Source organism: Nonomuraea sp. NPDC003754, assembly GCF_053605785.1.
The window spans coordinates 1-22,371 of sequence record NZ_JBSGJX010000041.1 but is presented as its reverse complement, the minus strand read 5'-3'; the positions used below and the strand labels follow the sequence as shown (position 1 = coordinate 22,371).

Sequence of the window (22,371 nt, the reverse complement as noted above, 5' to 3'; positions counted from 1 at the left end):
AGCGCGTGCGTTACTGGTTCGACAACACCATGTCCAAGGGGACCGCCTCGCTCATCGGCTGGCTCGCCGTGGTGTCCGTCGCGATCGTGCTGGTCGTGGCCGGATTAACCGTCTGGGTCACCGACGAACCCGAGGGAGCGAGCCCGGGTGAGGTGCTGTGGCTGGCGCTCATGCACGCCATGACACCCAGCAAGGTCGCCAGTGACAAGGGCAGCACCGCCTTCCTCGCCGTGATGTTCGCCGGGTCGCTGGCCGGCATCTTCATCGTCAGCATCCTGGTCGGCCTGCTGTCCAACGGGCTCAAGCAGAAGATCGACCGGCTGCGCAGGGGCCGCTCCATGGTCGCCGAGAGCGGTCACACCGTCGTCCTCGGCTGGTCCGACCAGATCTTCACCATCATCGGCGAGCTGGTCAAGGCGCACGCCAGCCAGCGCGGCTCGGTCATCGCCGTCATGGCCGACCACGACAAGCTCGACATGGAGGAGGAGATCAGGGAGCGCATCGGCGACACCGGCCGGACCAGGCTCGTCTGCCGCACCGGACGGCCCACCGAACCGGGCGACCTGCGCCTGATGAACCTCGACAGGGCTCGCTCCATCGTCGTCCTGTCACCCGACGGCGAGGACTCCGACGCCCACGTCATCAAGATCCTCCTGGCGCTGGCCAAGCGCGCCGGCGACCACCCTCCCGTCGTCGCCTCGCTCACCTCCAGCCGCAACATGGCCGCCGCCCGCCTGGCCGGGGGCGACCAGGTCCACCTCGTCGACGCCGACGACACCGCCTCCCGGCTGATCGTGCAGTCCTCCCGGCAGTCGGGCATGTCCGTGGTCTGCATGGACCTGCTGAACTTCGACGGCGGCGAGATCTACCTGCGCGCCGACACCGCTCTGGCCGGCCGGACGTACGGCGAGGCGCTGCACGCCTACGAGACGGCCACCGTCATCGGCCTGCGCCGCCCCTCCGGCGTCGTGCTCAACCCGCCCATGGACACCGTCATCGCCGCCGACGACCAGGTCGTCGTCATCGCCCACGACGACTCGCTCATCCGCGTGGCCACCGCCCCGGCCGCCTACTCCGAGAAGGACATGGCCGGCGCCCCGGCCGCGCCGCCGGAGGCCGAGCGGACGCTGATCCTCAACTGGAACGCCCGCGCCGAGCACATCATCCGCTACCTGGACGGCTACGTCGCCCCCGGTTCGGTCCTCGACGTCGCGGCCGACCACCCGAAGGCGGGCACCGAGCTGACCGGCCTGCGCAACCTCACCGTGAACGTCAAGGAGTGCGACACCACCGACAGATACGCCCTGGAGGCGCTCGGCGTCGGCCTCTACCAGCACGTGATCGTGCTGTCCGACGACAGGTTCAAGCCGCAGCACGCCGACACCCGCACGCTGATGACGCTGCTGCAGCTGCGCGACATGCAGGCGGCCACCGGCGAGCGGTACTCGATCGTCAGCGAGATGCACGACGAGAACAACCGCTCGCTGGCCGAGGTGACCGAGGCCGACGACATCGTCATCAGCGACACGGTCATCGGCCTGCTGCTGGCCCAGCTGGCCGAGAACCGGCACCTGGCCGACGTCTTCGGCTACCTGTTCGACTCGCGCGGGTCGGAGATCTACCCCAGGCCCGCCGCCTCGTACGTGACCCCGGGCGCGCAGGTGTCGTTCTCCACCGTCATCGAGTCGGCCAGGCGGCGGGGCGAGACGGCGATCGGCTACCGGCTCGCGTCCGGCATCAACCAGGCGCCGCACTACGGGGTGGTGCTCAACCCGGACAGGAACCAGCCGCTGACGTTCGGCGCGGGCGACTCCGTGATCGTCCTGTCCGAGCGCTAGGCGGGGGGCCGCCGCGACGGCCCCACCTCCTCTGATGTGCCTGATCCTTCCGTCTCTACCTGCGGCAACGTAGGATTGTGTGCCTGCCGGCCCCGTCCGCACCCGCCCCCACGGCGCAGTCGCCATGAGCGAACCGTAGGAGGGATCATGACGAGGCCGAGTGAGCCGCGAGGGATCAAGCCCCCGGCCGTCCAGGTCCTGCTCGCGCCCGCGAACGTGTGGCGGGTCGCTCTCGTGGTGGCGGGCGTGGTCGCCCTGATGTTCTTCCTGCGTTTCCTGCTGACCGACGCCGGATGGCTGCTCGTCCTGCTGGTCATGGCCTGGTTCACCTCGCTGGCGATGGAGCCGGCCGTGCGCCCGCTGTCCAGGCGGATGTCGCGTCGCAGGGCCACGCTGCTGGTCATGGTGACCTTCACCGTGGTGGCGGTCATCTTCCTCATCCTGTTCGGGAACCTGTTCGTGCAGCAGGTCGGGCAGTTGCTGCTGGCGCTGCCCGACGTCGCCGCCGCCGTCCTCAAGTGGATCAACGCCCGGCTCGGGACGCAGTACAAGCTGGCCGACCTCCTCAAGTCCCTGAACGTGACACCCCAGCAGGCCGCCGCGTACGCGCAGGACGTGGTCGGCGGCGTCCTGGGCCTGGTCGGGACGGTGGCGGGGATGGTCTTCAAGCTGTTCATGCTCGTGCTGCTGACCTATTACTTTGCGGCCGACGGCCCCCGCCTGCGCCAGTGGGTGGCGCAGCTGCTGCCCAGCCGGTCCCAGCGGGTCTTCATCAGAGTGTGGGAGCTGTCGACGGAGAAGACCGGCGGCTACGTCTCGGCCAGGCTCATCCTGGCCACGATCAACGGCGGGACGTCGGCCCTGGTGTTCCTGGCGATCGGCATGCCGTCCTGGTTCGCCCTCGGGGTGTGGACGGGCGCGGTCGCCCAGTTCGTCCCCACGATCGGCACCTACATCTCCATCGCCCTGCCGACGGTCGTCGGGCTGGCCTCGCCCCGGCCCTGGGTCGGGGTGGCGGCGCTGGCCTGGGCCGTGGTGTACCAGCAGGTGGAGAACCTGACACTGGAGCCGAGGATCAGCGCGCGGTCGGTCGACATCCATCCGGGGGTCTCGTTCACGGGCGTCACCCTGGGCGCGGCGCTGTTCGGCGCGGTGGGCGCCCTGCTGGCCATTCCCGTCGCGGCGATGCTGGTCTCGCTCGTCGACACCTACGCCACCCGCTACGAGCTGGTGGCCGCCGACGACGGGACGACCCCGCCGGTCGCCGCACCGGCGCCGCGGACGGTCGAGCCGCCTCCCCCATGAGAGACAGGCGCGCCGCCCGCCGATACCGAAGGGATGTATGACGGTTCGGCCTGATTGTGTACGGTGCGCCTGTGAGGACGATCGACTGGGTCGACGGGGCCATCGAGCTCATCGATCAGACGCTGCTGCCGGACGAGCTGGTCATGCTGCGCATCACCACCGTGGACGAGCTCGTCGACGCCATCCGCCGCCTGGCCGTCAGGGGCGCTCCGGCCCTCGGCGTGGCAGGGGCGCTCGGCGTCGCGCTGGCCGGCGGCGACAGGCAGGCCGTCGCGCGCCTCAGGGCGGCCCGGCCGACGGCCGTCAACCTGGCGTGGGGCGTCGACCAGGCCGCCGCGCGCCTCGACGACGGACCCGAGGCGGTCCTCACCACGGCCCTGCGGATCAGGGACGACGACATCGCCGCCTGCGTGGCCATGGGCGAGCGCGGCGCCGACCTGCTCGAAGGCGACAAGCTGCGCGTCATGACCATCTGCAACACCGGAGGTCTGGCCACCGTCGAGCGCGGCACCGCGCTGGGCGTCGTCCAGACCCTCCACGAGAGGGGACGGCTGGCCGAGGTGCTCGCGCTGGAGACCAGGCCGCTGCTGCAGGGGGCCCGGCTCACCGCCTGGGAGCTGGAGCGGATGGGCGCGCCCTACCGGCTGGTCACCGACTCCGCCGGGCCGTACCTGCTGGCCAGGGGAGGGGTGGACGCGGTGCTGATCGGCGCCGACCGGATCGCCGCCAACGGCGACACCGCCAACAAGATCGGCTCCTACGCGCTCGCGCTGGGCGCCGAGCGCGCCGGGGTGCCGTTCGTCGTGGTCGCCCCCGAGAGCACCATCGACGCGGCCACCCCCTCGGGCGAGCACATCGAGATCGAGGACCGGGGCGACGAGGAGGTGGTGTGCGTGCGCGGCATGCGCATCGCCCCCGAGGGGACCCGCGCGCTGAACCCGGCCTTCGACGTCACGCCCCATGACCTGATCTCCGCGATCGTTACGGACCGGCGCGTCTTCCGGCCGTAGGGAGACCAATAATCGACATTCCTGGGATCTGTCCGTACACCTCGCGTTACGCTCGGTTGTCAGCGTCCTCACCCGGGAGATCGCCGTGGCCATCGATCTTGTCCTGCGTCGTGACTGGCGTGCCCGTTCCCCGCGTGGCAGCTACACCCAGCTCGAGTCCACCAGAGGGGTCAAGGTCCACTACACGGGTGGCAGGGTCGATCCCGGCATCGTGCGCGACCACGCCAAGTGCGTGGCCCTGGTGCAGTCCATCCAGAACTTCCACATGGACTCCAACGGCTGGATCGACATCGGCTACAGCTTCGTGGCCTGCCCGCACCGTAAGGTGTTCGAGGGGCGGGGGGCGCACCATCTGCCGGCGGCCAACGGGGCCGGGCTCAACTCGGGCCACTACGCGGTGCTCGGCCTGGTCGGCAACGCCGGCCTGATCCAGCCGCCCGACGGCGTGCTGCACGCCATCCTCGACGCGATCCTGCACCTGCGCGAGGAGGGCGCGGCCGGGCGCGAGATCAAGGGGCACCGCGACGGGTTCAACACCGACTGCCCGGGCGACCCGCTCTACGGCTGGGTCAGGCGCGGCGCCCCCCGGCCTGGCGGGCAGGAGCCGCCGACGCCCCCGCAGGCCCCGCCCTTCCCAGGGCGGCTGCTGAAGTTCCCCCCGATCATGCGCGGCGACGACGTGCGCACCTGGCAGCGCCAGATGAGCAGGCGCGGCTGGACCATCGACGTCGACGGCGCCTACGGGGCCGGCTCCCGCGAGGTGTGCCGGCGCTTCCAGCGCGAGCAGGAGATCCCCGACGACGGCGTCGTCGGACCCGTCACGTGGAAGCTGGCCTGGGAGGCGGCGCGCACCTGACCGCGGACGCCGCCCCCGGATTATTGTTCTGGTACGGCTGCGCCTACCATCCAAGGCATGAGACTCGCCGCGGACTTCCCGTCCACGACCCGCGACGATTGGCGGGCCCTCGCGCTCGGTGTGTTGCGCAAGTCCGGCGTGGAGCCGGAATCACCCGAAGCCGCGCTGGCCACCGACACCTATGACGGTGTGCGGGTCGCACCCCTCTACGACGCCGGCGACCTGCCCGAGCTGCGCGCCCCGCGGCCCACGCACCGGGGCTGGGACGTCCGGCAGCGGCATGCCGTGCCGGACAACGAGGCGGTGCTCGCCGACCTGGAGAACGGCGTCACCTCGCTGTGGCTGGCGGTCCCGGTGGAGGAGCTGGCGCGCACGCTCGACGGCGTCTACCTCGACCTGGTGCCCGTGGTGCTGGAGGCGGGCGAGCGCACCGCCGAGGCGGCCGAGGTCCTGCTCGGGCTCGGCACGGGGGTGACCGGTAATCTCGGCGCGGGCCTCGGCCCCGACGCCGTCGCGCTGGCGCGGCGCTGCGCGGCGGAGCATCCGGGGCTGCGCGCCATCGTCGTCGACGGCCTGCCGTACCACGACGCGGGCGGGAGCGACGCGCAGGAGCTGGGCTGCTCGCTGGCGACCGGCGTGGCGCACCTGCGGGCGCTGACCGCGGCCGGGCTGTCCGTCGAGGCGGCCCTCGGCCAGCTGGAGTTCCGTTACGCGGCCACCGCCGACCAGTTCGCCACGATCGCGAAGCTGCGCGCGGCCCGCCTGCTGTGGGCGCGGGTGGCCGAGGTGTGCGGCGGGCCCGGCACGCAGTTGCAGCACGCGGTGACGAGCTTCGCGATGATGACCGCGCGCGACCCGTACGTGAACATGCTGCGCACCACGCTGGCGTGCTTCGCCGCGGGCGTGGGCGGCGCCGACGCGGTGACGGTGCGGCCCTTCGACGCCGCCATGGGCGCGCCCGACGCCTTCGCCCGGCGGATCGCCAGGAACACCCAGGCGCTGCTGCTGGAGGAGTCGGGCGTGGGGCGCGTCGCCGACCCCGCGGGCGGCTCCTGGTACGTCGAACGGCGCACGGCCGAGCTGGCCGAGCGGGCCTGGGCGTGGTTCCAGGAGATCGAGGCGGCGGGCGGCGTCCAGGCCGCCGGTGACCTGGTGAGCGAGCGGATCGCGCGGACCAGGGCGCGCAGGGACGACGACATCGCGCACCGGCGCCACCCGATCACCGGCGTGAGCGAGTTCCCCGATCCGCGCGAGCGCCCGCCGCGGCCGCCCGCCCCCCAGGGGGAGGCGATGCGTTACGCGCGGCCGTACGAGGAGCTGCGCGAGCTGGCCGACGCCCAGCCCGAGCGGCCGAAGGTCTTCCTCGCCACGATCGGGCCGGTCGCCGTCCACACCGCCAGGGCCTCCTTCGCCGCCAACCTCTTCCACGCCGGCGGCCTGGAGACCGTCCTGTCGGGCCCGAGCACCGACCCGGAGGAGATCGCGCGGGCCTTCGCCGCCAGCGGCGCCGCCGTCGCGTGCCTGTGCTCCAGCGACCGGCTGTACGGCGAGCACGCCGCCCCGGTGGCCCTGGCGCTGCGCCGGGCGGGGGCGCGCACGGTATGGCTGGCGGGGAAGGGGGATCACGAGGGGGTGGACGCGCACCTGTACGCCGGATGCGATGCGCTGGACGTCCTCCGCACGACCTTCGACGACCTGGGAGTGGCGCGATGATCCCCGACTTCACCACCGTTCCGCTGGCGCCCGTGCGCCCCACCGGCGCGGCCGCGGGTGAGCCGTGGGAGACCCCGGAGGGCATCCCGGTCAAGCCGGTCTACACGGCCGCCGACCTCGACGGGCTCGACTTCCTGCGGACCTATCCGGGGGCGGTGCCGTACCTGCGCGGGCCGTACCCGACGATGTACGTCAACCAGCCGTGGACCATCCGGCAGTACGCGGGCTTCTCCACCGCCGAGGAGTCGAACGCCTTCTACCGCCGCAACCTGGCCGCGGGGCAGAAGGGCCTGTCGGTGGCCTTCGACCTGGCCACGCACCGCGGCTACGACTCCGACCATCCGCGTGTGGCGGGCGACGTGGGCATGGCGGGCGTCGCCATCGACTCCATCTACGACATGCGGCAGCTGTTCGAGGGCATCCCGCTGGACCGGATGTCGGTGTCGATGACGATGAACGGCGCGGTGCTGCCGATCCTGGCGCTCTACATCGTGGCCGCCGAGGAGCAGGGTGTCGCCCACGAGCAGCTGACGGGGACCATCCAGAACGACATCCTCAAGGAGTTCATGGTCCGCAACACCTACATCTACCCGCCCGGGCCGTCGATGCGGATCATCTCCGACATCTTCGCCTACACCAGCCGGCACATGCCGAAGTTCAACTCCATCTCGATCTCCGGCTACCACATCCAGGAGGCGGGGGCCACCTGCGACCTGGAGCTGGCCTACACCCTGGCCGACGGCGCGGAGTACCTGCGGGCGGGTGTGGCGGCGGGGCTCGACATCGACGCCTTCGCCCCCCGGCTGTCGTTCTTCTGGTGCATCGGCATGAACTTCTTCATGGAGGTGGCCAAGCTCCGGGCGGCCCGCCTGCTGTGGTCCAGGCTGGTGTCGGAGGCGGGGGCGAAGAATCCCAAGTCGCTGTCGCTGCGGACCCACTCCCAGACCTCGGGCTGGTCCCTGACCGCCCAGGACGTCTTCAACAACGTGGTGCGCACCTGCGTGGAGGCCATGGCCGCCACGCAGGGCCACACCCAGTCGCTGCACACCAACGCCCTCGACGAGGCGCTCGCGCTGCCCACCGACTTCTCGGCCCGCATCGCCCGCAACACCCAGCTGCTGCTGCAGCAGGAGTCGGGCACGACACGCGTCATCGACCCGTGGGGCGGCTCCTACTACGTCGAGCGCCTCACCCACGACCTGGCCGAGAAGGCGTGGCAGCACATCCAGGAGGTCGAGGCGGCCGGCGGCATGGCCCGCGCGATCGACGCCGGCCTGCCCAAGCTGCGCATCGAGGAGGCCGCGGCACGCGCCCAGGCGCGCATCGACTCGGGCAGGCAGCCGGTCATCGGGGTCAACAAGTACCGCCCGCAGGCCGACGAGCCGATCGAGGTGCTCAGGGTCGACAACAGCGCGGTGCGGGCGCAGCAGCTCGACAAGCTGCGCCGCCTGCGCGCCGACAGGGACGCCGAGGCCGTACGGCAGGCGCTGGAGAACCTCACCAAGGGCGCCGCGGGCGGCGACAACCTCCTGGCGCTCGCGGTGGAGGCGGCCAGGGCCAAGGCCACGGTCGGCGAGATCTCCGACGCCCTGGAGAAGGTGTTCGGACGGCACGCCGGGCAGATCCGTACCATCTCCGGGGTGTATCGCGACGAGGCGGGTCCGGTGAAGGGCATCGAGCTGGTACGGCAGGCGTGCGCAGACTTCGCCGTCGCCGAGGGGCGGCGGCCGCGCATCCTGGTGGCCAAGATGGGGCAGGACGGGCATGACCGCGGCCAGAAGGTGATCGCCACCGCGTTCGCCGACCTCGGCTTCGACGTCGACGTCGGCCCGCTGTTCCAGACGCCCGAGGAGGTGGCGCGGCAGGCCGTGGAGGCAGACGTGCACGTCGTCGGCGTCTCCTCCCTGGCCGCGGGTCACCTCACGCTGGTGCCGGCGCTGCGCGCCGCGCTCGCCGACCTGGGCGCGGACGACGTCATGATCGTGGTGGGCGGCGTGATCCCGCCCGGCGACTTCGACGAGCTGCGCGCCGCGGGCGCCTCGGCGATCTTCCCGCCCGGCACGGTGATCGCCGACGCGGCGCTCGACCTGGTGCGCGAGCTGTCCTCGCGCCTGGGCCACTGATGCGCCACCGGCCGGCGGAGGGCCGGTGCGGATGAGGGCGCTCGACGACTACGTCCACGGCGTGAAGTCGGGATCGCGCGCCTGGATCGCCCGCGCGATCACGCTGGTCGAGTCGACCAGGGCCGACCACGCCGAGCTGGCCCAGCGGTTGCTCGTCGAGCTCACGCCGCTGGCCGGGCAGGCCCGCAGGGTCGGCATCTCGGGCGTGCCGGGGGTCGGCAAGTCGACGCTGATCGACGCGCTCGGCACCCGCCTGACCGAGCGCGGCCACCGGGTGGCGGTGCTGGCCGTCGACCCGTCGTCGACGCGGACCGGCGGCAGCATCCTCGGCGACAAGACGCGCATGTCCCGCCTGTCGGTCGACCCGCAGGCCTTCATCCGCCCCTCGCCGACCTCGGGCACGCTCGGCGGGGTCGCCAAGGCCACCAGGGAGGCGATGGTCGTCGTCGAGGCCGCGGGATACGACGTCGTGCTCGTCGAGACGGTCGGCGTCGGCCAGTCGGAGACCGCGGTGGCCGACATGGTCGACACCTTCCTGCTGCTCAGCCTGGCCCGCACCGGCGACCAGCTGCAGGGCATCAAGAAGGGTGTGCTGGAGCTGGCCGACGTGATCGCGGTCAACAAGGCGGACGGGGACTTCGAACCGGCGGCCAGGAAGGCGGCCCGCGAGCTGGCGGGGGCGCTGCGCATGCTGCGCTCGGAGGCGGCGCCGCCGCCGGTGCTGACCTGCAGCGGGCTGACCGGCGGCGGGCTCGACGAGGTGTGGGAGCAGGTCGTCGCCCACCAGGACCGGATCGACGTGGCGGCCAAGCGGCGCCGTCAGCAGGTGCAGTGGACCTGGACGCTGGTGCGTGACCGGCTGCTGGCCGAGCTGCGCGGCAACCCCGCGGTGGCGGCGATCACGGCGGAGGTGGAGCGGGAGGTCCTGGCGGGCACCCTGACCCCGTCGCTGGCCGCCGAGCGGTTGCTGGCCGCCTTCAAGCGCCGCTGACCGCGCCGCGGACCACGGGTGACCAGGCTTCCTCCCACAGGTCCTGCGCGTCGCTCGTCCACGTCTCGGACAGGAGCGTGCCCCTGCCGCGGTAGGCCCGCATGATCGCGACGTGGCCGGGCGAGCGGACGAAGGCCGCCAGGTCGGCCGCCGACCGCCACACCGACACCGACCCGATGCGGCGGGCCAGGGGTTCGGCCCACAGCCACAGCCCGACCGCGCCGCCGACCTCGGGCCAGCGCCGGCCCAGCCGCCATCCCGTACGGCTCGCCCGCGGCAGGTGTACCGCGCTGTGCAGGCGGAAGTCGGTGAGGCTGACCACGACGGGCTCCTCGCCCCTCGGTTCGGGGCCGGGGATCCAGCGGCTTCTGATCACGCGGCGAGCACCTTGGCCGCGTCGCGGATCTCCGCGCTGAACGGGGTGGGGCGTAGCGTCGCCGGGTCGAGGTTGACGTTGACCCTGCGGCCCTCGGCGTGCACGGTGCCGCCGTCCGGCGACAGGACGCGGAAGCCGTACACGCCGCTGGTGGTGCCCATCCGCTCGATCCAGAAGTGCACCAGCGGCTCGCCGACGCCCATGATCGGCACGTGGAAGGTGATGGAGAACTCGCGCACGGCGAGGAAGACGTCCTTGAAGCGGGAGTGGGCGGGGTCGAAGTTCCAGCCGAGCTCGGTCCAGAAGGCGGTGATGGCCCGCTCGACGAGCACCGAGTAACGGGCGTTGTGCAGCAGCCCCATGGCGTCGAGGTCGTCGAAGTGCACCTGGACGGGACGGGTGTGGGACACGGTCAGTCCTCCGGGAGGAGCGTGGGGTCGGGGGAGAGGGCGCGCAGGCGGTCGAGGACGGCCCTGCGGGCGTGGGCGAAGGCCCGTGGCCGGTCGCGCAGGCGGGAGTGGATGACGACGGCCTCGCCGAGCGCCTCGATCTCGTAGGCGAGCTGGGCCGGGTCGGCGCGCAGCTCGCCCCGGTCGACGGCGTCCTGGATGGCCCGCTCCAGGAAGCCGAGCCAGTCGTTCATCGCCTCGGCCACCCGGTCCTTGACCGGGCCCGGACGGTCGTCGAACTCGACCTGGGCGGCGAAGAAGAAGCAGCCGCCCGGCAGGAGGCCCTCCTCGTAGAAGGCGAGCCGCGCCTCGTGCAGGGCCAGCACCCTGCGCAGGCCCGGGGGCACGGCCAGGGCGGGGGTGACCACGTGCTCGATCCACTGCCGCCGCGCCCACTCGACCGCGTCGAGCTGCAGCTGCTCCTTGTCGCGCCAGTGGGCGAACAGGCCGGACTTGCTGACGCCCGCCACGCCGGCCAGACGGCCCAGCGTCAGCCCGTCGAGCCCGTCGACCGAGGCCAGGGCCACGGCGCTGCCGAGGATGGCTTCCCTGCTGCGCTGTCCGCGCACCTTCCTGCCGTCTGCCATGCGGATCACACTAGCAGGTAAGAAGACCGATCGGTCGTTCAGATTTATTTGTTGGCCGCCTGTGCTAGATTTTGGCCATGCGGTCAGAAAACGAGGCATCCGGCCAGAAGCCGCGGTCGTTCATCGAGAAGGCCAGGCGGGCCCAGATCATGGCCAGCGCCATCGAGGTCATCGCCGAGGTGGGCTTCGCCAAGGCATCGCTCGCCGCCATCGCCAAGCACGCGGGCATCAGCAAGGGCGTCATCTCCTACCACTTCGCCGGCAAGGACGACCTGATGGAGGAGGTCGTCGACCACGTCTACACCGGCATCGCCGACTTCGTGCTGGCCCGGATGGAGGGCAGGACCACCGCCACCGAGCTGCTGCGCACCCAGATCCTCAGCGTCGCCGAGCACATGCGCGACCACCGCACCCAGCTCAAGGCCCTGGGGGAGATCTTCATCAACCTCCGGCTCCCGGACGGTTCCCCCCGGTACGGCATCGCCGCCAACGAGGAGCTGTACCAGTCGCTGGAGAACATCTACCGTCTCGGCCACGCCACGGGCGAGTTCCGGCCGTTCGACCCGCGCGTCATGGCGATCACCCACTCGGCCGCGGTCAACGACATGTTCGCCTACTGGGCGGTCCACCCCGGCCACGACCTCGACGCCCACGCCAGGGAACTGGCCGAGATCTTCGTCCGTGCCACGAAGGGACCGCAATGAGAAGGCTCGCCTACGTCGACAACCTGCGCGTGGTCCTCACCGTCCTCGTGGTCCTCCACCACGTGGCCCTGACGTACGGCAACATCCCCGCCTGGTACCACTTCGAGCAGGCCCACGACCCCTCGGGGTGGGCGCTCGACATCCTGGTCATGTTCGACCAGGCGTTCTTCATGGGCTTCTTCTTCCTCATCTCCGGCTTCTTCACCCCCGGCTCCTACGACCGCAAGGGCGGCGGCGCCTTCATGCGCGACCGGCTGCTCCGGCTGGGCATCCCGCTGATCGTCTTCCTCCTGCTGCTGCGCCCCCTGGCCATGGTCGGCGTCTACCAGGACTTCGACATGCCGTACTGGATGTTCTACATCGGGTCGTGGGACCCGGGCCCGATGTGGTTCGTGGAGGTCCTGCTGGTCTTCGCCGCGGTCTACGCCGCCGTCCGGCGCTACGGCCGGATCCCCCGGTCGGGCCCGGAGCAGGCGCCTGGAGCGGCTGCGATCGTCGCCTGCACGGTCGCGCTGGCCGTCGTCACCTTCGCCTGGCGTCTCGTCGTGCCCGTCGGCCTCTACGTGCCGGTGCTCGGCCTGCCCACGCCGTCCCACCTGCCGCAGTACGCCGGCATGTTCACGCTCGGCGTGCTCGCCCACCGGCGTGGCTGGTTCGCCACGCTGTCGCGGCGGGCGGGCAGGCTCGGCTTCGCCGCCGCGGGGCTGGGGACGATGGTGCTGCTCCCCTTGCGCTTCATGTCCGGCGGAGCGGTCGCCGACCTCGCGCAGGCCGCGTGGGAGGCGGTGTTCGCGGCCGGTGTCGTCATCGGCCTGCTGGTGCTGTTCCGCGAGCGCTTCAACACGCAGCGGGCGCGCGGCAGGTTCCTGTCCGAGCAGGCCTACACCGTCTACATCATCCACCCCGTCGTGCTGGTCGGCCTCGCCTACGCCTTCGCCTGGCTGCAGGCCGCCGCGATCGTCAAGTTCGCCGTCGTCTCCGTCCTCGCGCTGCCGCTGTGCTGGGCGCTGGCCTTCCTGGTGCGCGCGCTGCCGGGCGCCCGTCGGATCCTGTGAGCTGAAAACCGGCGAACCTGGGCACTAGATACAGCATGCGACTCCGATCCCGGCTGCACCGGCTCGACAAGCACCTGTACGCGGCCGTCGCACGGACCCGGCTGCCGGGCCTCGAAGCCGTCCTGCCGCGGCTGTCCAGAACGGCCGACAACGCGCTGCTGTGGGCGGGCGTCGCGGGCACGTTCGCGCTGAGCGGCAGGCGTCGCCTGCGCAGGGCGGCCACCAGGGGCATGCTCGCGATCAGCCTCGCCAGCCCCCTGGTGAACCTGGCGGGCAAGCAGGCCTTCGGCAGGAAGCGCCCCGTGGCCGACGTGCTGCCGCTGAACCGGCTGCTCAAGATGCCGCTGTCGGCCTCCTTCCCGTCGGGACACTCCGCCTCGGCCGCCGCCTTCGCCACCGCCGTGGCCCTCGAAGCGCCCCTCGCCGTCGCCGTCCCCGTGGCCGCGGTGGCGGCGGCGGTCTGCTTCTCCCGCGTCTACACCGGCGTCCACTACCCGGGCGACGTGCTCGCCGGCGCGGCCATCGGGGTTGCCACCGGGCTGGTCACCCGCCGCATCTGGCCGGAGGCGGCCGAGGCGGGACGGGCCCGCGCCTCGGCCACCGCGCCCGCCGTCGACGGCGACCCCTCGGGCGAGGGCCTGGTCGTCGCCGCCGACCCCGCGGGGGCGGCCGCGCGGAAGCTCCGCGAAGCCTTCCCCCGGGCTGAGTTCGTGCCGCCAGGGGCCCTCGACAGGACCGACGGCAAGGTGCTCGCCGTCGCAGGGGACGACACGAGCGTCGGACCCGCCGCCCGGATCGCGCTCGAGCGGGGCAGGCCGTTGCTGGTCGTCCCGTCGGGCACGCGCGACCTGTTCGCCGCCGAGCTCGGCGTCGCCGACGCGGACGAGGCCGTCGCCGCCTACCGGGCGGGCGAGCTGGCCGCCGTCGACGTCGTGGAGACCGCGGGCAGGGCCTTCGTCAACAGCGCCGGCCTCGGCGTCTATCCCGCCCTCGCCGAGCGCAGGGAGGCCAGGCACCGGCGGATCGGCACCTGGCCGGCGCTGCTGTGGGGCCTGGCCGAGGTGCTGCGCCGCGACGCGGCGCCCGTCGACCTGGTCGTGGACGGCGTGCCGTACCGGGCCTGGCTGATGTTCGTGGGCAACTGCCGGCACGGCTCGCGCGGCGCCGCTCCGGGGCGCCGGGCCAGGCTGGAGGACGGCGTGCTCGACATCAGGCTGATGACGGCCGCCCGGCGGCTGCCCCGCCTGCGGGCGTTCGGGAGCGCGGTGGGCGGGCGGCTCGGCCTGTCGCGCCACTACCGGCAGTGGCAGGCCGACACGGTGCGCGTCGAGACGCCCTCGGGAGAGGTACGGCTGGCGCTGGACGGCCAGACCGTCACCGCGCGCGGGCCCCTGACGTTCGCCAAGCGCCCGCGCGCCCTGCACGTGTTCCGCTGACGTTCGCCAGCGCCCGCGCGCCCTGCACGTGTTCCGCTGACGTTCGCCAGCGCCCGCGCGCCCTGCACGTGTTCCGCTGACGTTCGCCAAGCGCCCGCGCGCCCTGCACGTGTTCCGCTGACGTTCGCCAGCGCCCGCGCGCTGCACGTCTTCCGCTGACCACAGCGACCGGCGCCGCGCGGCCGGGCGCTCAGGTGAGCGTGGCGTCCTTGTAGAAGGCGTCCAGCGTCTCCCCGTAGTGCTGCTCGACCACCTTCCGCTTGATCTTCAGACTGGGCGTCAGCTCTCCGGCCTCCACGGTGAAGTCGTCGGCCAGGATCGCGAAGTCCTTGATCGTCTCGTAGCTCGCCAGCCCCGCGTTCACCTCCTTGATCGCCTTGTCGACCTCCTCGCGCATCCGCGGGTGGTCGCGCAGCTTCTCGGGATCGCCGGGCAGCCCCTCGGCCGCCGCCCACGGCCGTACGACCTCCATGTCGAGCGTCACCAGCGCCGTGCAGAAGTTGCGCCGGTCGCCGTGCACGAACACGTGCGACAGGTACGGGCAGGCCGCCTTGATCCGCCCCTCGAGGTGGGTGGGCGCCACGTACTTCCCGCCCGAGGTCTTGATCAGCTCCTTCTTCCTGTCGGTGATGCGCAGCCGGCCGGCCTCGTCGATCTCGCCGATGTCGCCGGTGCGCAGCCAGCCGTCCTCGAGCGTCTCGGCCGTCTCCTCCGGCAGCCCGTGGTAGCCGCGCATGACGCCGCGCCCGCCGATGAGGATCTCGCCGTCCTCGGCGATGCGCACCTCGGTGCCGGGCAGCGGCTGGCCCACCGTGCCCAGCCGGAGGGCGCCGGGCCTGTTGAGGAAGCTGCCGGCCGACGACTCGGTCAGTCCGTACCCCTCCAGGATGGGCAGCCCCGCGCCGTCGAAGAACTCGCCGATGTCCTGTGACAGCGGGGCGGCGCCGGAGATGAAGGAGCGGATGCGTCCGCCGAAGCGGGCCCGCAGCTTGGCGAACACCAGCCGGTCGGCCAGCGCGTACTCCAGGCGGGTGGTCAGCGGCAGCGTCGCGCCGCGCTGGCGGGCCCTGCTGACCCTGACGCCCGTCCGCTTGGCCCAGTTGAAGATCCGCAGCTTCACGCCGCCCTCGCGCCTGACCGTCGCGACGACGGTGTTGTGGATCTTCTCGAAGATGCGCGGCGCGGCGGCCATGAAGGTCGGCCGCAGCTCGCCCAGGTTGTCGGCGATCCTGTCGAGGCGCCCGTCGATCGCGGTCGGCACGCCGATGTCGATCATCACGACCTCGAGCAGCTTGCCGAACGAGTGCGACAGCGGCAGCCACAGGTAGTGCAGGTCGTCGGGGCCGATCAGGTCGATCTTGCGGACGGCCTCCGCGGCGTACAGCCAGTTGTCGTGGGTCAGCTCGACGCCCTTGGGCCTGCCGGTGGTGCCGGAGGTGTAGATGAGCGTCGCCAGGTCGTCCTGCCCGATCTCGTCGATCATGGCGTCGTAGTCGCCGTCGGCGCCGACCCTGTCGAGCGGGACGACCCAGCCGTCGTCGCTCGCGGCGCCGTCGATGACGACCACGTGGCGGACGCCGGGCAGGTCGGCGCGCACCGAGGCGAGCTTGGCCACCTGGTCGTCGTTCTCCGCGATGACCAGGGTGCTGCCGGAGTCGTTGATGACGTACGCGCATTCGTCGGCGGTGTTGGAGGGGTAGATCGTCGTGGTGGCCGCGCCCGTGGACAGCACGGCCAGGTCGGCGAGGATCCACTCCAGCCGGGTCGAGCAGAGGATGGACACCCTGGCGTCGGCGCGGGCGCCGAGCTCGGCCAGGCCCAGGGCCAGCGGCCGCACCCGCTCGCCCACCTGGGCCCAGGTCAGCGATTCCCAGCCGGTGCCCGCCGGATGGCGATAGGCCTCGGCGTCGGGGGTGGCCTTGATCCGATCGCGCAGCAGAGCGGGAATGCTGGACATTCCTGACCTCCGGTTGAGGGGGACGGCTTGGTGCGCACTCTAGGCCGAACGCGGCGGGTCAGTCGATGGTCAAGAACGGTTACGCCCCGGTTCACTCACCCGGCTGTCACGGTCGTCACACCGTGATCACCTGTCGGCTCTCCGGCGGGGTCGACGTGGTCGCCACGTTGCCGTGATCGGCCGTGCGCACCTCCCACGCGCCGCACTCGCAGCGGAAATAGGAGATCACGCCGTCCGACGTCTCGTGGGTGGAGACGAGTGTCGTGAAATGCATGCCTCCAACCTGATGTAATGTCCTTATGCATTTCAATGCTTACGGGGGCAACGGGGCGGCACTGTCGGCCGACCTCGTCAACGCCGTCGACTTCACCCCCGAGGCGATCACCCCGTTGCTCGTCAGGAACGAGATGCTGCGAGCGGAGCTCACCCCCGCCCAGGCGGCCGAGCTCGGCCGGTGGGCCAGGCGGCTCGACCCCGTCTTCGGCGAGACCGACCAGGACACCCAGATCACCCTCGTCAACGACCTGCTGGCGATCACCGCGGCCACGCCGTACATCAGCGCGCACGACGGCCGCCGGCCGCACCTGCACTTCTTCGCCCTCGGCGCCGACATCGTCGCCAGGGCCAAGGACACCACGGCGGGCGGGCTGGCGATGGCCATCTGCTTCTCCGACGGCCGCCGCCTCGGCCGCTGCGACAGGCAGGGCTGCCGGACCGTCTACGTCGACACCTCGCGCAACGGACGCCGCAGGTTCTGCTCGCTGGCGTGCGCCAACCGGGTCAACGTCGCGGCGCATCGCGCCCGGGCCCTTGCGGACGATTTTCCGGCCGGGTAACCTCTGCGAGTCGCATTTCCGAGCCGTGGAGGCTGTTGACGTGAGGTTCTGAGGTCGCGGGCACCGCGCCGTCTCGCCCTGTCGTGGGCACGTGCGCACCTGGACCTCGGGCGTCTTCGCGGTGGTTCCCGCCAAGTCCTGAATTCTCAGACTTTCCGACGGGAGCTTTCTCATGTCATTTTCCGTGGTGATCGACCACGTCTCCTACGGCTGGCCGGACGGCACCCAGGTGCTCGACGGCCTCGACGCCGCCTTCCCCGCCGGACGTACCGGCCTGATCGGCGCCAACGGTTCGGGCAAGTCCACCCTGCTCAAGATCATCGCAGGGGAGCTGCGCCCCCGCTCCGGCTCCGTCAGCGTGGCAGGGCAGGTCGGCCACCTGCCGCAGAACCTGCCGCTGCGCGCCGAGCTGACCGTCGCCGACCTGCTCGGCATCAGCGCGACCAGAGCCGCGCTGCACGCGATCGAGTCGGGCGACGTGCGGGAGCAACACTTCACCGCCGTCGGCGACGACTGGGACGTGGAGGAACGGGCGACCGCCCAGCTGGCCACGCTCGGCCTCGACCACGTCGGCCTCGACCGCACCGTCGCGACGCTGTCCGGCGGCGAAACCGTCATGGTGGGCCTGGCCGCGCAGTTCCTCCACCGGCCCGACGTGCTGCTGCTCGACGAGCCCACCAACAACCTCGACCTCGACGCCAGGCGGCGGCTCCACGCCGCGGTCAGGGCCTGGCCGGGGGTGCTGGTCGTCGTCAGCCACGACAGGGAACTGCTCGACCAGGTCGACCAGATCGCCGAGCTGCGCGAGGGCGCGGTACGCCTGTACGGCGGCAACCTGAGCGACTACGAGCGCATGCTCGCCGCCGAACAGGAAACCGCCGCACGCATGGTCAGGGTGGCCGAGGCCGACGTGCGCAGGCAGCGGCGCGAGCTCATCGAGGCCAGGACCAAACTCGACCGGCGGGTGCGCTACGGCGACAAGATGTACGCCAACAAGCGCGAACCGAAGATCGTCATGCAGGCGCGCAAGCGCGAGGCCCAGGTGTCGGCGGGCAAGCACCGCATGATGCACGTCGACAAGCTGGAGGAGGCGCGTGAGCGGCTGAACGAGGCGGAACAGGCGGTGCGCGACGACGCCGAGATCCGCGTCTCGCTGCCCGGGACGGCGGTCCCGGCGGGCCGGGTCGTGCTGTCCTTCGCGACCGCACGCCGTACCGACGAGGCGATGGAACGCCTGGAGGTGCGCGGCCCCGAGCGGATCGCGCTGCTCGGCCCGAACGGGTCGGGCAAGACCACCCTGCTGCGCGCCATCGTGGCGGCAGGGGCGCCGGTCCCGGTCGGCTACCTGCCGCAGCGCCTGGACGTCCTCGACGAGAGCCTCAGCGTGCTCGACAACGTCCGCGCGCACGCCCCCGGCGCCTCCGTCAACGAGGTGCGCGCCCGCCTGGCCCGCTTCCTGTTCAGGGGCGCGCGGGCCGAGCAGCCGGTGCGCACGCTGTCGGGCGGCGAACGCTTCAGGGCGACGCTGGCGGCGCTGCTGTCGGCCGACCCGCCGCCGCAGCTGCTCCTGCTCGACGAGCCGACCAACAACCTCGACCTCGCCAGCGTCAGGCAGCTGTCGCAGGCGCTGTCGGCCTACCGGGGGGCGCTGATCGTGGCCAGCCACGATCTGCCGTTCCTGCGGGGGCTCGGGATCACCCGGTGGCTCCGGCGGGATCGGGACAGCGGTCTGACCGAGTCCTGATTGACGGCAGGGGATCAGCCGGGCGATAGTGTGGCAGATGCTTGCCCCCCGGTTGATCTCCTGCGTTCTCGGCCTGGCGACGCTGACCCTCACCGCGTGCAGCTCCACGGCCCAGGGCCCCGCCGAGCCCTCCCCGGGAGTCACGGGGCCGTCGAGCGGCACCGGCGCCCTCACCGCCGCCGCCTACCGCGACGCGCTCACCGAGCAGCGCACCGGCGTGCGGGCCGCGCTCACCGCGCTCTCCTCCGCGAAGACCGTCAAGTCACTCAACGATCGCATGGAACGTGCCGAAGAGACCCTCAGCGGCGCCACCGAGGCCCTGTCGGCCCTCGCCCCTCCCGTCGAGGCGCGCGTCCAGCACGAGGCGTACGTGGCCAGCCTGCGCGACTTCACCACCCAGCTCGGGATGACGCTCGGCAAGGTGGGCGGCAGAAGCGTCTGCACGGCGGGCGGGGTCTTCAGCGACGTCGCGGACAAGCTCCAGGCGCTCGACCAGGCGGGCAGGTCGCTGACCGCGCTCGGCGACTACCCGGCCGACGTGGTGCCGGTCAAGGCGGCCAGGAAGCAGACCAGGCGGCCGGCGAACGGGCGGTTCCTGCGCGCCGAGCGGCTCAGCGGGCGCAGCTCCCTGCTGATCGACAACGGCGGGTCGAGGGACGCGGTGGTGACCGTGATGCGCGGCAAGGCCAAGGCGTTCAGCGTGTTCGTGCGCAAGAAGTCGACGTTCCGGGTGAAAGGCGTGCGCGACGGCACGTACGAGATCTTCTTCACCCACGGGATCGACTGGGACGGCAGGGCGTTCACCAGGTCGTGCAGCTTCGAGCGGTTCGAGAAGCCGGTGCAGTTCAGGACGACGTACACGGCGACGCAGATCAGGTGGCACGACTGGCGCGTCACCCTGCACTCGGTCACCGGCGGCAACGCGCCCACGACCGACGTCGACCCCGGCACCTTCCCGGCCTGATCGCCGGGGCCCGGCCCGGCCCGGTCCTGCGGCCGGCGGGAGCGGCGACCCGGTGAGACCGCCCCCGCGTCCGGTGGGAGCCGCGATCCGGTCGGTCCGGCCCCGTATGTGGCGGGACGGCGATCCGGTCGGCCGGCCCCCGTATGTGGCGGGACGGCGATCCGGTCGGCCGGGCTTCCGTGTGTGGCGGGGGCTCGATCCGGTCGGCTGGGCTTCGGTGTGTGGCGGGGCGTTGATCCGGTCGGCCGGCCCATGGCTGGTGGGGGTGTCGGTCGTTTCGGCCCCGGAGTCGTGGGGGTCCGGTCGGCTCGCAACCGCGGGAGGTCCGGCCCCCCGGCGGTGGAAGGGGCCGCCGGAGACGGAAAGGGCCGCGTCCCTCGCACTCGAGGTCGCGGCCCTTTTCACAGCAGGGTCAGGAGGAGAACAGCATCCCCAGGAAGCTGTCGTGCCTGCGCCGGTGACCGTAGTGACCGCCGTAGTGCGGGGCGGGGGCGCCCCACGCGGGAGCCCCGTGAGCCGGAGGCGGGGGCGCGGCGGGCGGCGTGTGGTACTGGGACTCCATGCGAGTCAGCGTCTCCAGCTCGCCGTAGTCGAGGAAGATCCCTCGGCAGTTCTCACACTGCTCGATGTGGACCCCGTTGCGCTCGTAAGTCCGCATGTTGCCGCGGCACTTGGGGCACTGCATCTGGTTGATCTCCTTGCCCATTGGCGGGATGTACACGGTCTGCGTGCGTCACTATGTCAGCCTCACCGGAGGCCCACAATCCTGTCGCACGACTCGACCAACGAACGTTCCACCTCGTCCAGTTCCCGACCCTCCCGCTGTGCGTGGGTGACCGCCACCGCGGCCAGCTGAACGGTGACCGCTCTGGCGGGAACGTCGAGCCTGGCCCAGGGGTCGCGCGGGTCCAGCGCGGGCCCGCCCGACGCGAGATAGGCGTTGAGGAACCGGTTCCAGATGCCGGGCTCGAGAAGCCCCGCGGCGAACCACGCCGCCGGACGCGCCAGATCCCAGGCCGGGTCGCCGATCCCCAGGTCGTCCACGTCGATCAGCAGCCACCGGTCCGAGCGCCGCACCAGCTGGCCCAGGTGCCAGTCGCCGTGGGTGAGCAGCAGGGGCACGGGCTCGGGGGCGGGGAGCGCCGCCAGGGCCTGCCGTACCAGCCGCTGGTCCGGCCCGTCTCCCGGCATGCCGCTGACCGCCCGCGCCATCCGCGCCGGCCCGCCCGCCTCCGGCAACGGCGGCACCGTCGTCAGCGGTACGGCATGCAGCCGGGCCAGCAGCCGCGCCCCTTCCTCCCAGGGAGCGGCGTCAGGGTCGTCGGGAGCGACCGGTGTACCCGCCGGCCACACCGTCACCGCCCTGTCGCACACCGTGCGCACGTCCATGTCCAGGGGGGCGAGCATCACCCCGGTCAGCGCGGCCGACGCGCTGGCCTTGAGCCTCAACCGGAGGGAGGCCGCGTCGTCCCTGGCCGAGTGCGCCTTGACCACGACCTCGCCGCGCCGGACGACGACGACGTCACTCCTCGTCGCGTGCCGGGTCGGCGTGCCTGCCCCGCCGTACTGGGCGGCCAGGCGGGCCAGCTCATCCTCGAGATCCACCCGGAAAGCCTACGAGGCGCCGCTCGTGGGCCGTTCCGCGACGGCGGCCGGGGCACGTCGAACGCTCCGGCCTGCCGTTCCCCGCCCCGCCATCCGAGAGGGTGTTCTGGGAGGGCGGCACCCTGGGTACGGGCTTTCGGGAGGGCGGCACCCTGGGTACGGGCTTTCGGGAGGGCGGCACCCTGGGTACGGGCTTTCGGGAGGGCGGCACCCTCGGTACGGGCTTTCGGGAGGGCGGCACCCTCGGTACGGGCTTTCGGGAGGGCGACACTTTCGGTACGGGCGCTGCGAGGGCGGAACCACCATTGGGGGAGGGGGCCGAGAGGGCAGCGCCACCATGAGGGACATGAGGGAGGGGTCCGGGAGGAGCGCCGCGGGCAAGGATTCCAGGAGCGCCGCACTCCCGGGAATCCGCTTCTGAAGACGCGCGGAGCGAGCCGACAAGCGCCTCACCGCGTATGCCCGCGGTATCCAGGTGAAACTCCACTACCTGGACGCGCCTTTCGAGGTGCTGTCCCGCAAAGTGGTGGCCCGCGCCACTGAGGGCAGGACAGGACACCGTCCCCATCACGCAGGAACAGATGGCTCACGACGTGACGTTGTTCGAAGTCCCGGATGCGCACGAGTTCGCCCTGTTCGACACACCGGCTGTTGCCGGGCCTTGTGAGTGAACCGCGCCGGCTGTCGTGGCCCCGACGTTTCCGGTGGTCGAGGACTGTTTTCCGGTATGGCGGTGCGTTGATTTGACGGGGGACGGAGTCGTACATAGAGTTCACCAGTCCCACCCAGTCGGCGTTGATCGTCGGCTGTCCGGGGGAAACC

Annotated in this window: 20 protein-coding genes; 13 read left to right on the top strand and 7 right to left on the bottom strand. The window is 71.9% G+C overall.

Going from position 1 to position 22,371, the window contains the following annotated elements; genetic code table 11:
• Positions 1-29 precede the first annotated feature (29 nt).
• The 7 genes from ACWEVS_RS36420 to meaB all read left to right on the top strand — a co-directional run bounded on the left by ACWEVS_RS36420 (position 30) and on the right by meaB (position 9,836).
• On the top strand, positions 30-1,838 hold the full coding sequence (locus tag ACWEVS_RS36420) for a CASTOR/POLLUX-related putative ion channel (RefSeq protein WP_452415713.1): 1,809 nt from the start codon (positions 30-32) through the stop codon (positions 1,836-1,838).
• 147 nt (positions 1,839-1,985) lie between these two features.
• Positions 1,986-3,143, top strand: coding sequence for an AI-2E family transporter (locus ACWEVS_RS36415; protein ID WP_449930800.1), 1,158 nt, complete (start codon positions 1,986-1,988; stop codon positions 3,141-3,143).
• A 71-nt stretch (positions 3,144-3,214) separates the two neighbouring features.
• Positions 3,215-4,153 carry an S-methyl-5-thioribose-1-phosphate isomerase gene (mtnA, locus tag ACWEVS_RS36410; protein WP_452415494.1) on the top strand — a complete coding sequence of 313 codons (939 nt, stop codon included), beginning with the start codon at positions 3,215-3,217 and terminating at the stop codon, positions 4,151-4,153.
• A gap of 85 nt (positions 4,154-4,238) precedes the next feature.
• Entirely contained in the window at positions 4,239-5,009 is a 771-nt protein-coding gene (locus ACWEVS_RS36405) for a peptidoglycan recognition protein family protein (protein ID WP_452555267.1), read from the top strand.
• A gap of 57 nt (positions 5,010-5,066) precedes the next feature.
• On the top strand, positions 5,067-6,722 hold the full coding sequence (locus ACWEVS_RS36400; RefSeq protein ID WP_449930806.1) for a methylmalonyl-CoA mutase family protein: 1,656 nt from the start codon (positions 5,067-5,069) through the stop codon (positions 6,720-6,722).
• Entirely contained in the window at positions 6,719-8,845 is a 2,127-nt protein-coding gene (scpA, locus tag ACWEVS_RS36395) for a methylmalonyl-CoA mutase (RefSeq protein WP_452555264.1), read from the top strand. Before ACWEVS_RS36400 ends, scpA begins: the two co-directional genes overlap by 4 nt.
• Positions 8,846-8,876: 31 nt before the next feature.
• Positions 8,877-9,836, top strand: coding sequence for a methylmalonyl Co-A mutase-associated GTPase MeaB (gene meaB / locus ACWEVS_RS36390; protein WP_354911014.1), 960 nt, complete (start codon positions 8,877-8,879; stop codon positions 9,834-9,836).
• Here the strand turns inward: meaB and ACWEVS_RS36385 are convergent.
• From ACWEVS_RS36385 to ACWEVS_RS36375, 3 genes are read right to left on the bottom strand one after another with little or no spacing between them, the layout of a single operon-like run.
• The gene (locus tag ACWEVS_RS36385; RefSeq protein WP_452555262.1) at positions 9,823-10,212 is read right to left on the bottom strand and encodes a hypothetical protein; all 390 of its coding nucleotides are present in this window, start codon (positions 10,210-10,212) and stop codon (positions 9,823-9,825) included. The genes meaB and ACWEVS_RS36385 overlap by 14 nt on opposite strands.
• Complete coding sequence (locus tag ACWEVS_RS36380; protein ID WP_354910970.1) at positions 10,209-10,622, bottom strand: acyl-CoA thioesterase; 414 nt, start codon at positions 10,620-10,622, stop codon at positions 10,209-10,211. Before ACWEVS_RS36380 ends, ACWEVS_RS36385 begins: the two co-directional genes overlap by 4 nt.
• 2 nt (positions 10,623-10,624) lie before the next feature.
• Entirely contained in the window at positions 10,625-11,248 is a 624-nt protein-coding gene (locus ACWEVS_RS36375) for a TetR/AcrR family transcriptional regulator (protein ID WP_452555260.1), read from the bottom strand.
• Positions 11,249-11,325: 77 nt separating this feature from the next.
• On the opposite strand from ACWEVS_RS36375, the gene ACWEVS_RS36370 reads away from it, so the two are divergent.
• Genes ACWEVS_RS36370 through ACWEVS_RS36360 form a run of 3 tightly spaced genes read left to right on the top strand, consistent with a single transcriptional unit; the run spans position 11,326 to position 14,443 of the window.
• The gene (locus tag ACWEVS_RS36370) at positions 11,326-11,952 is read left to right on the top strand and encodes a TetR/AcrR family transcriptional regulator (protein WP_449930814.1); all 627 of its coding nucleotides are present in this window, start codon (positions 11,326-11,328) and stop codon (positions 11,950-11,952) included.
• Positions 11,949-13,007, top strand: a complete 1,059-nt coding sequence (locus ACWEVS_RS36365; protein WP_452415488.1) for an acyltransferase family protein — start codon at positions 11,949-11,951, stop codon at positions 13,005-13,007. The genes ACWEVS_RS36370 and ACWEVS_RS36365 overlap by 4 nt, the downstream gene beginning before the upstream one ends.
• A 35-nt stretch (positions 13,008-13,042) precedes the next feature.
• Positions 13,043-14,443: a phosphatase PAP2 family protein gene (locus ACWEVS_RS36360; protein ID WP_452415486.1), complete on the top strand. Its 1,401-nt coding sequence runs from the start codon at positions 13,043-13,045 to the stop codon at positions 14,441-14,443.
• A gap of 190 nt (positions 14,444-14,633) precedes the next feature.
• On the opposite strand, the gene ACWEVS_RS36355 is transcribed toward ACWEVS_RS36360, so the two are convergent.
• Together ACWEVS_RS36355 and ACWEVS_RS36350 are read right to left on the bottom strand one after the other, a co-directional pair.
• The gene (locus ACWEVS_RS36355; protein WP_452415484.1) at positions 14,634-16,400 is read right to left on the bottom strand and encodes an AMP-dependent synthetase/ligase; all 1,767 of its coding nucleotides are present in this window, start codon (positions 16,398-16,400) and stop codon (positions 14,634-14,636) included.
• 115 nt (positions 16,401-16,515) lie between these two features.
• Positions 16,516-16,674 (bottom strand): hypothetical protein, encoded by a 159-nt coding sequence (locus ACWEVS_RS36350; protein WP_449930822.1) that lies wholly within the window; start codon positions 16,672-16,674, stop codon positions 16,516-16,518.
• Between the two features lie 25 nt (positions 16,675-16,699).
• On the opposite strand from ACWEVS_RS36350, the gene ACWEVS_RS36345 reads away from it, so the two are divergent.
• From ACWEVS_RS36345 to ACWEVS_RS36335, 3 genes are all read left to right on the top strand, one after another.
• Positions 16,700-17,236 carry a CGNR zinc finger domain-containing protein gene (locus tag ACWEVS_RS36345; RefSeq protein WP_354910987.1) on the top strand — a complete coding sequence of 179 codons (537 nt, stop codon included), beginning with the start codon at positions 16,700-16,702 and terminating at the stop codon, positions 17,234-17,236.
• Between the two features lie 172 nt (positions 17,237-17,408).
• On the top strand, positions 17,409-18,980 hold the full coding sequence (locus tag ACWEVS_RS36340) for an ABC-F family ATP-binding cassette domain-containing protein (RefSeq protein WP_452555258.1): 1,572 nt from the start codon (positions 17,409-17,411) through the stop codon (positions 18,978-18,980).
• A 37-nt stretch (positions 18,981-19,017) separates the two neighbouring features.
• The gene (locus tag ACWEVS_RS36335; RefSeq protein ID WP_452415481.1) at positions 19,018-19,944 is read left to right on the top strand and encodes a hypothetical protein; all 927 of its coding nucleotides are present in this window, start codon (positions 19,018-19,020) and stop codon (positions 19,942-19,944) included.
• A 412-nt stretch (positions 19,945-20,356) separates the two neighbouring features.
• Here ACWEVS_RS36335 and ACWEVS_RS36330 read toward each other — a convergent pair whose 3' ends face one another.
• Positions 20,357-20,629, bottom strand: a complete 273-nt coding sequence (locus tag ACWEVS_RS36330) for a TFIIB-type zinc ribbon-containing protein (protein WP_354911017.1) — start codon at positions 20,627-20,629, stop codon at positions 20,357-20,359.
• A 62-nt stretch (positions 20,630-20,691) separates the two neighbouring features.
• The gene (locus ACWEVS_RS36325; RefSeq protein ID WP_354910995.1) at positions 20,692-21,549 is read right to left on the bottom strand and encodes a phosphotransferase family protein; all 858 of its coding nucleotides are present in this window, start codon (positions 21,547-21,549) and stop codon (positions 20,692-20,694) included.
• Positions 21,550-22,371: the final 822 nt, after the last annotated feature.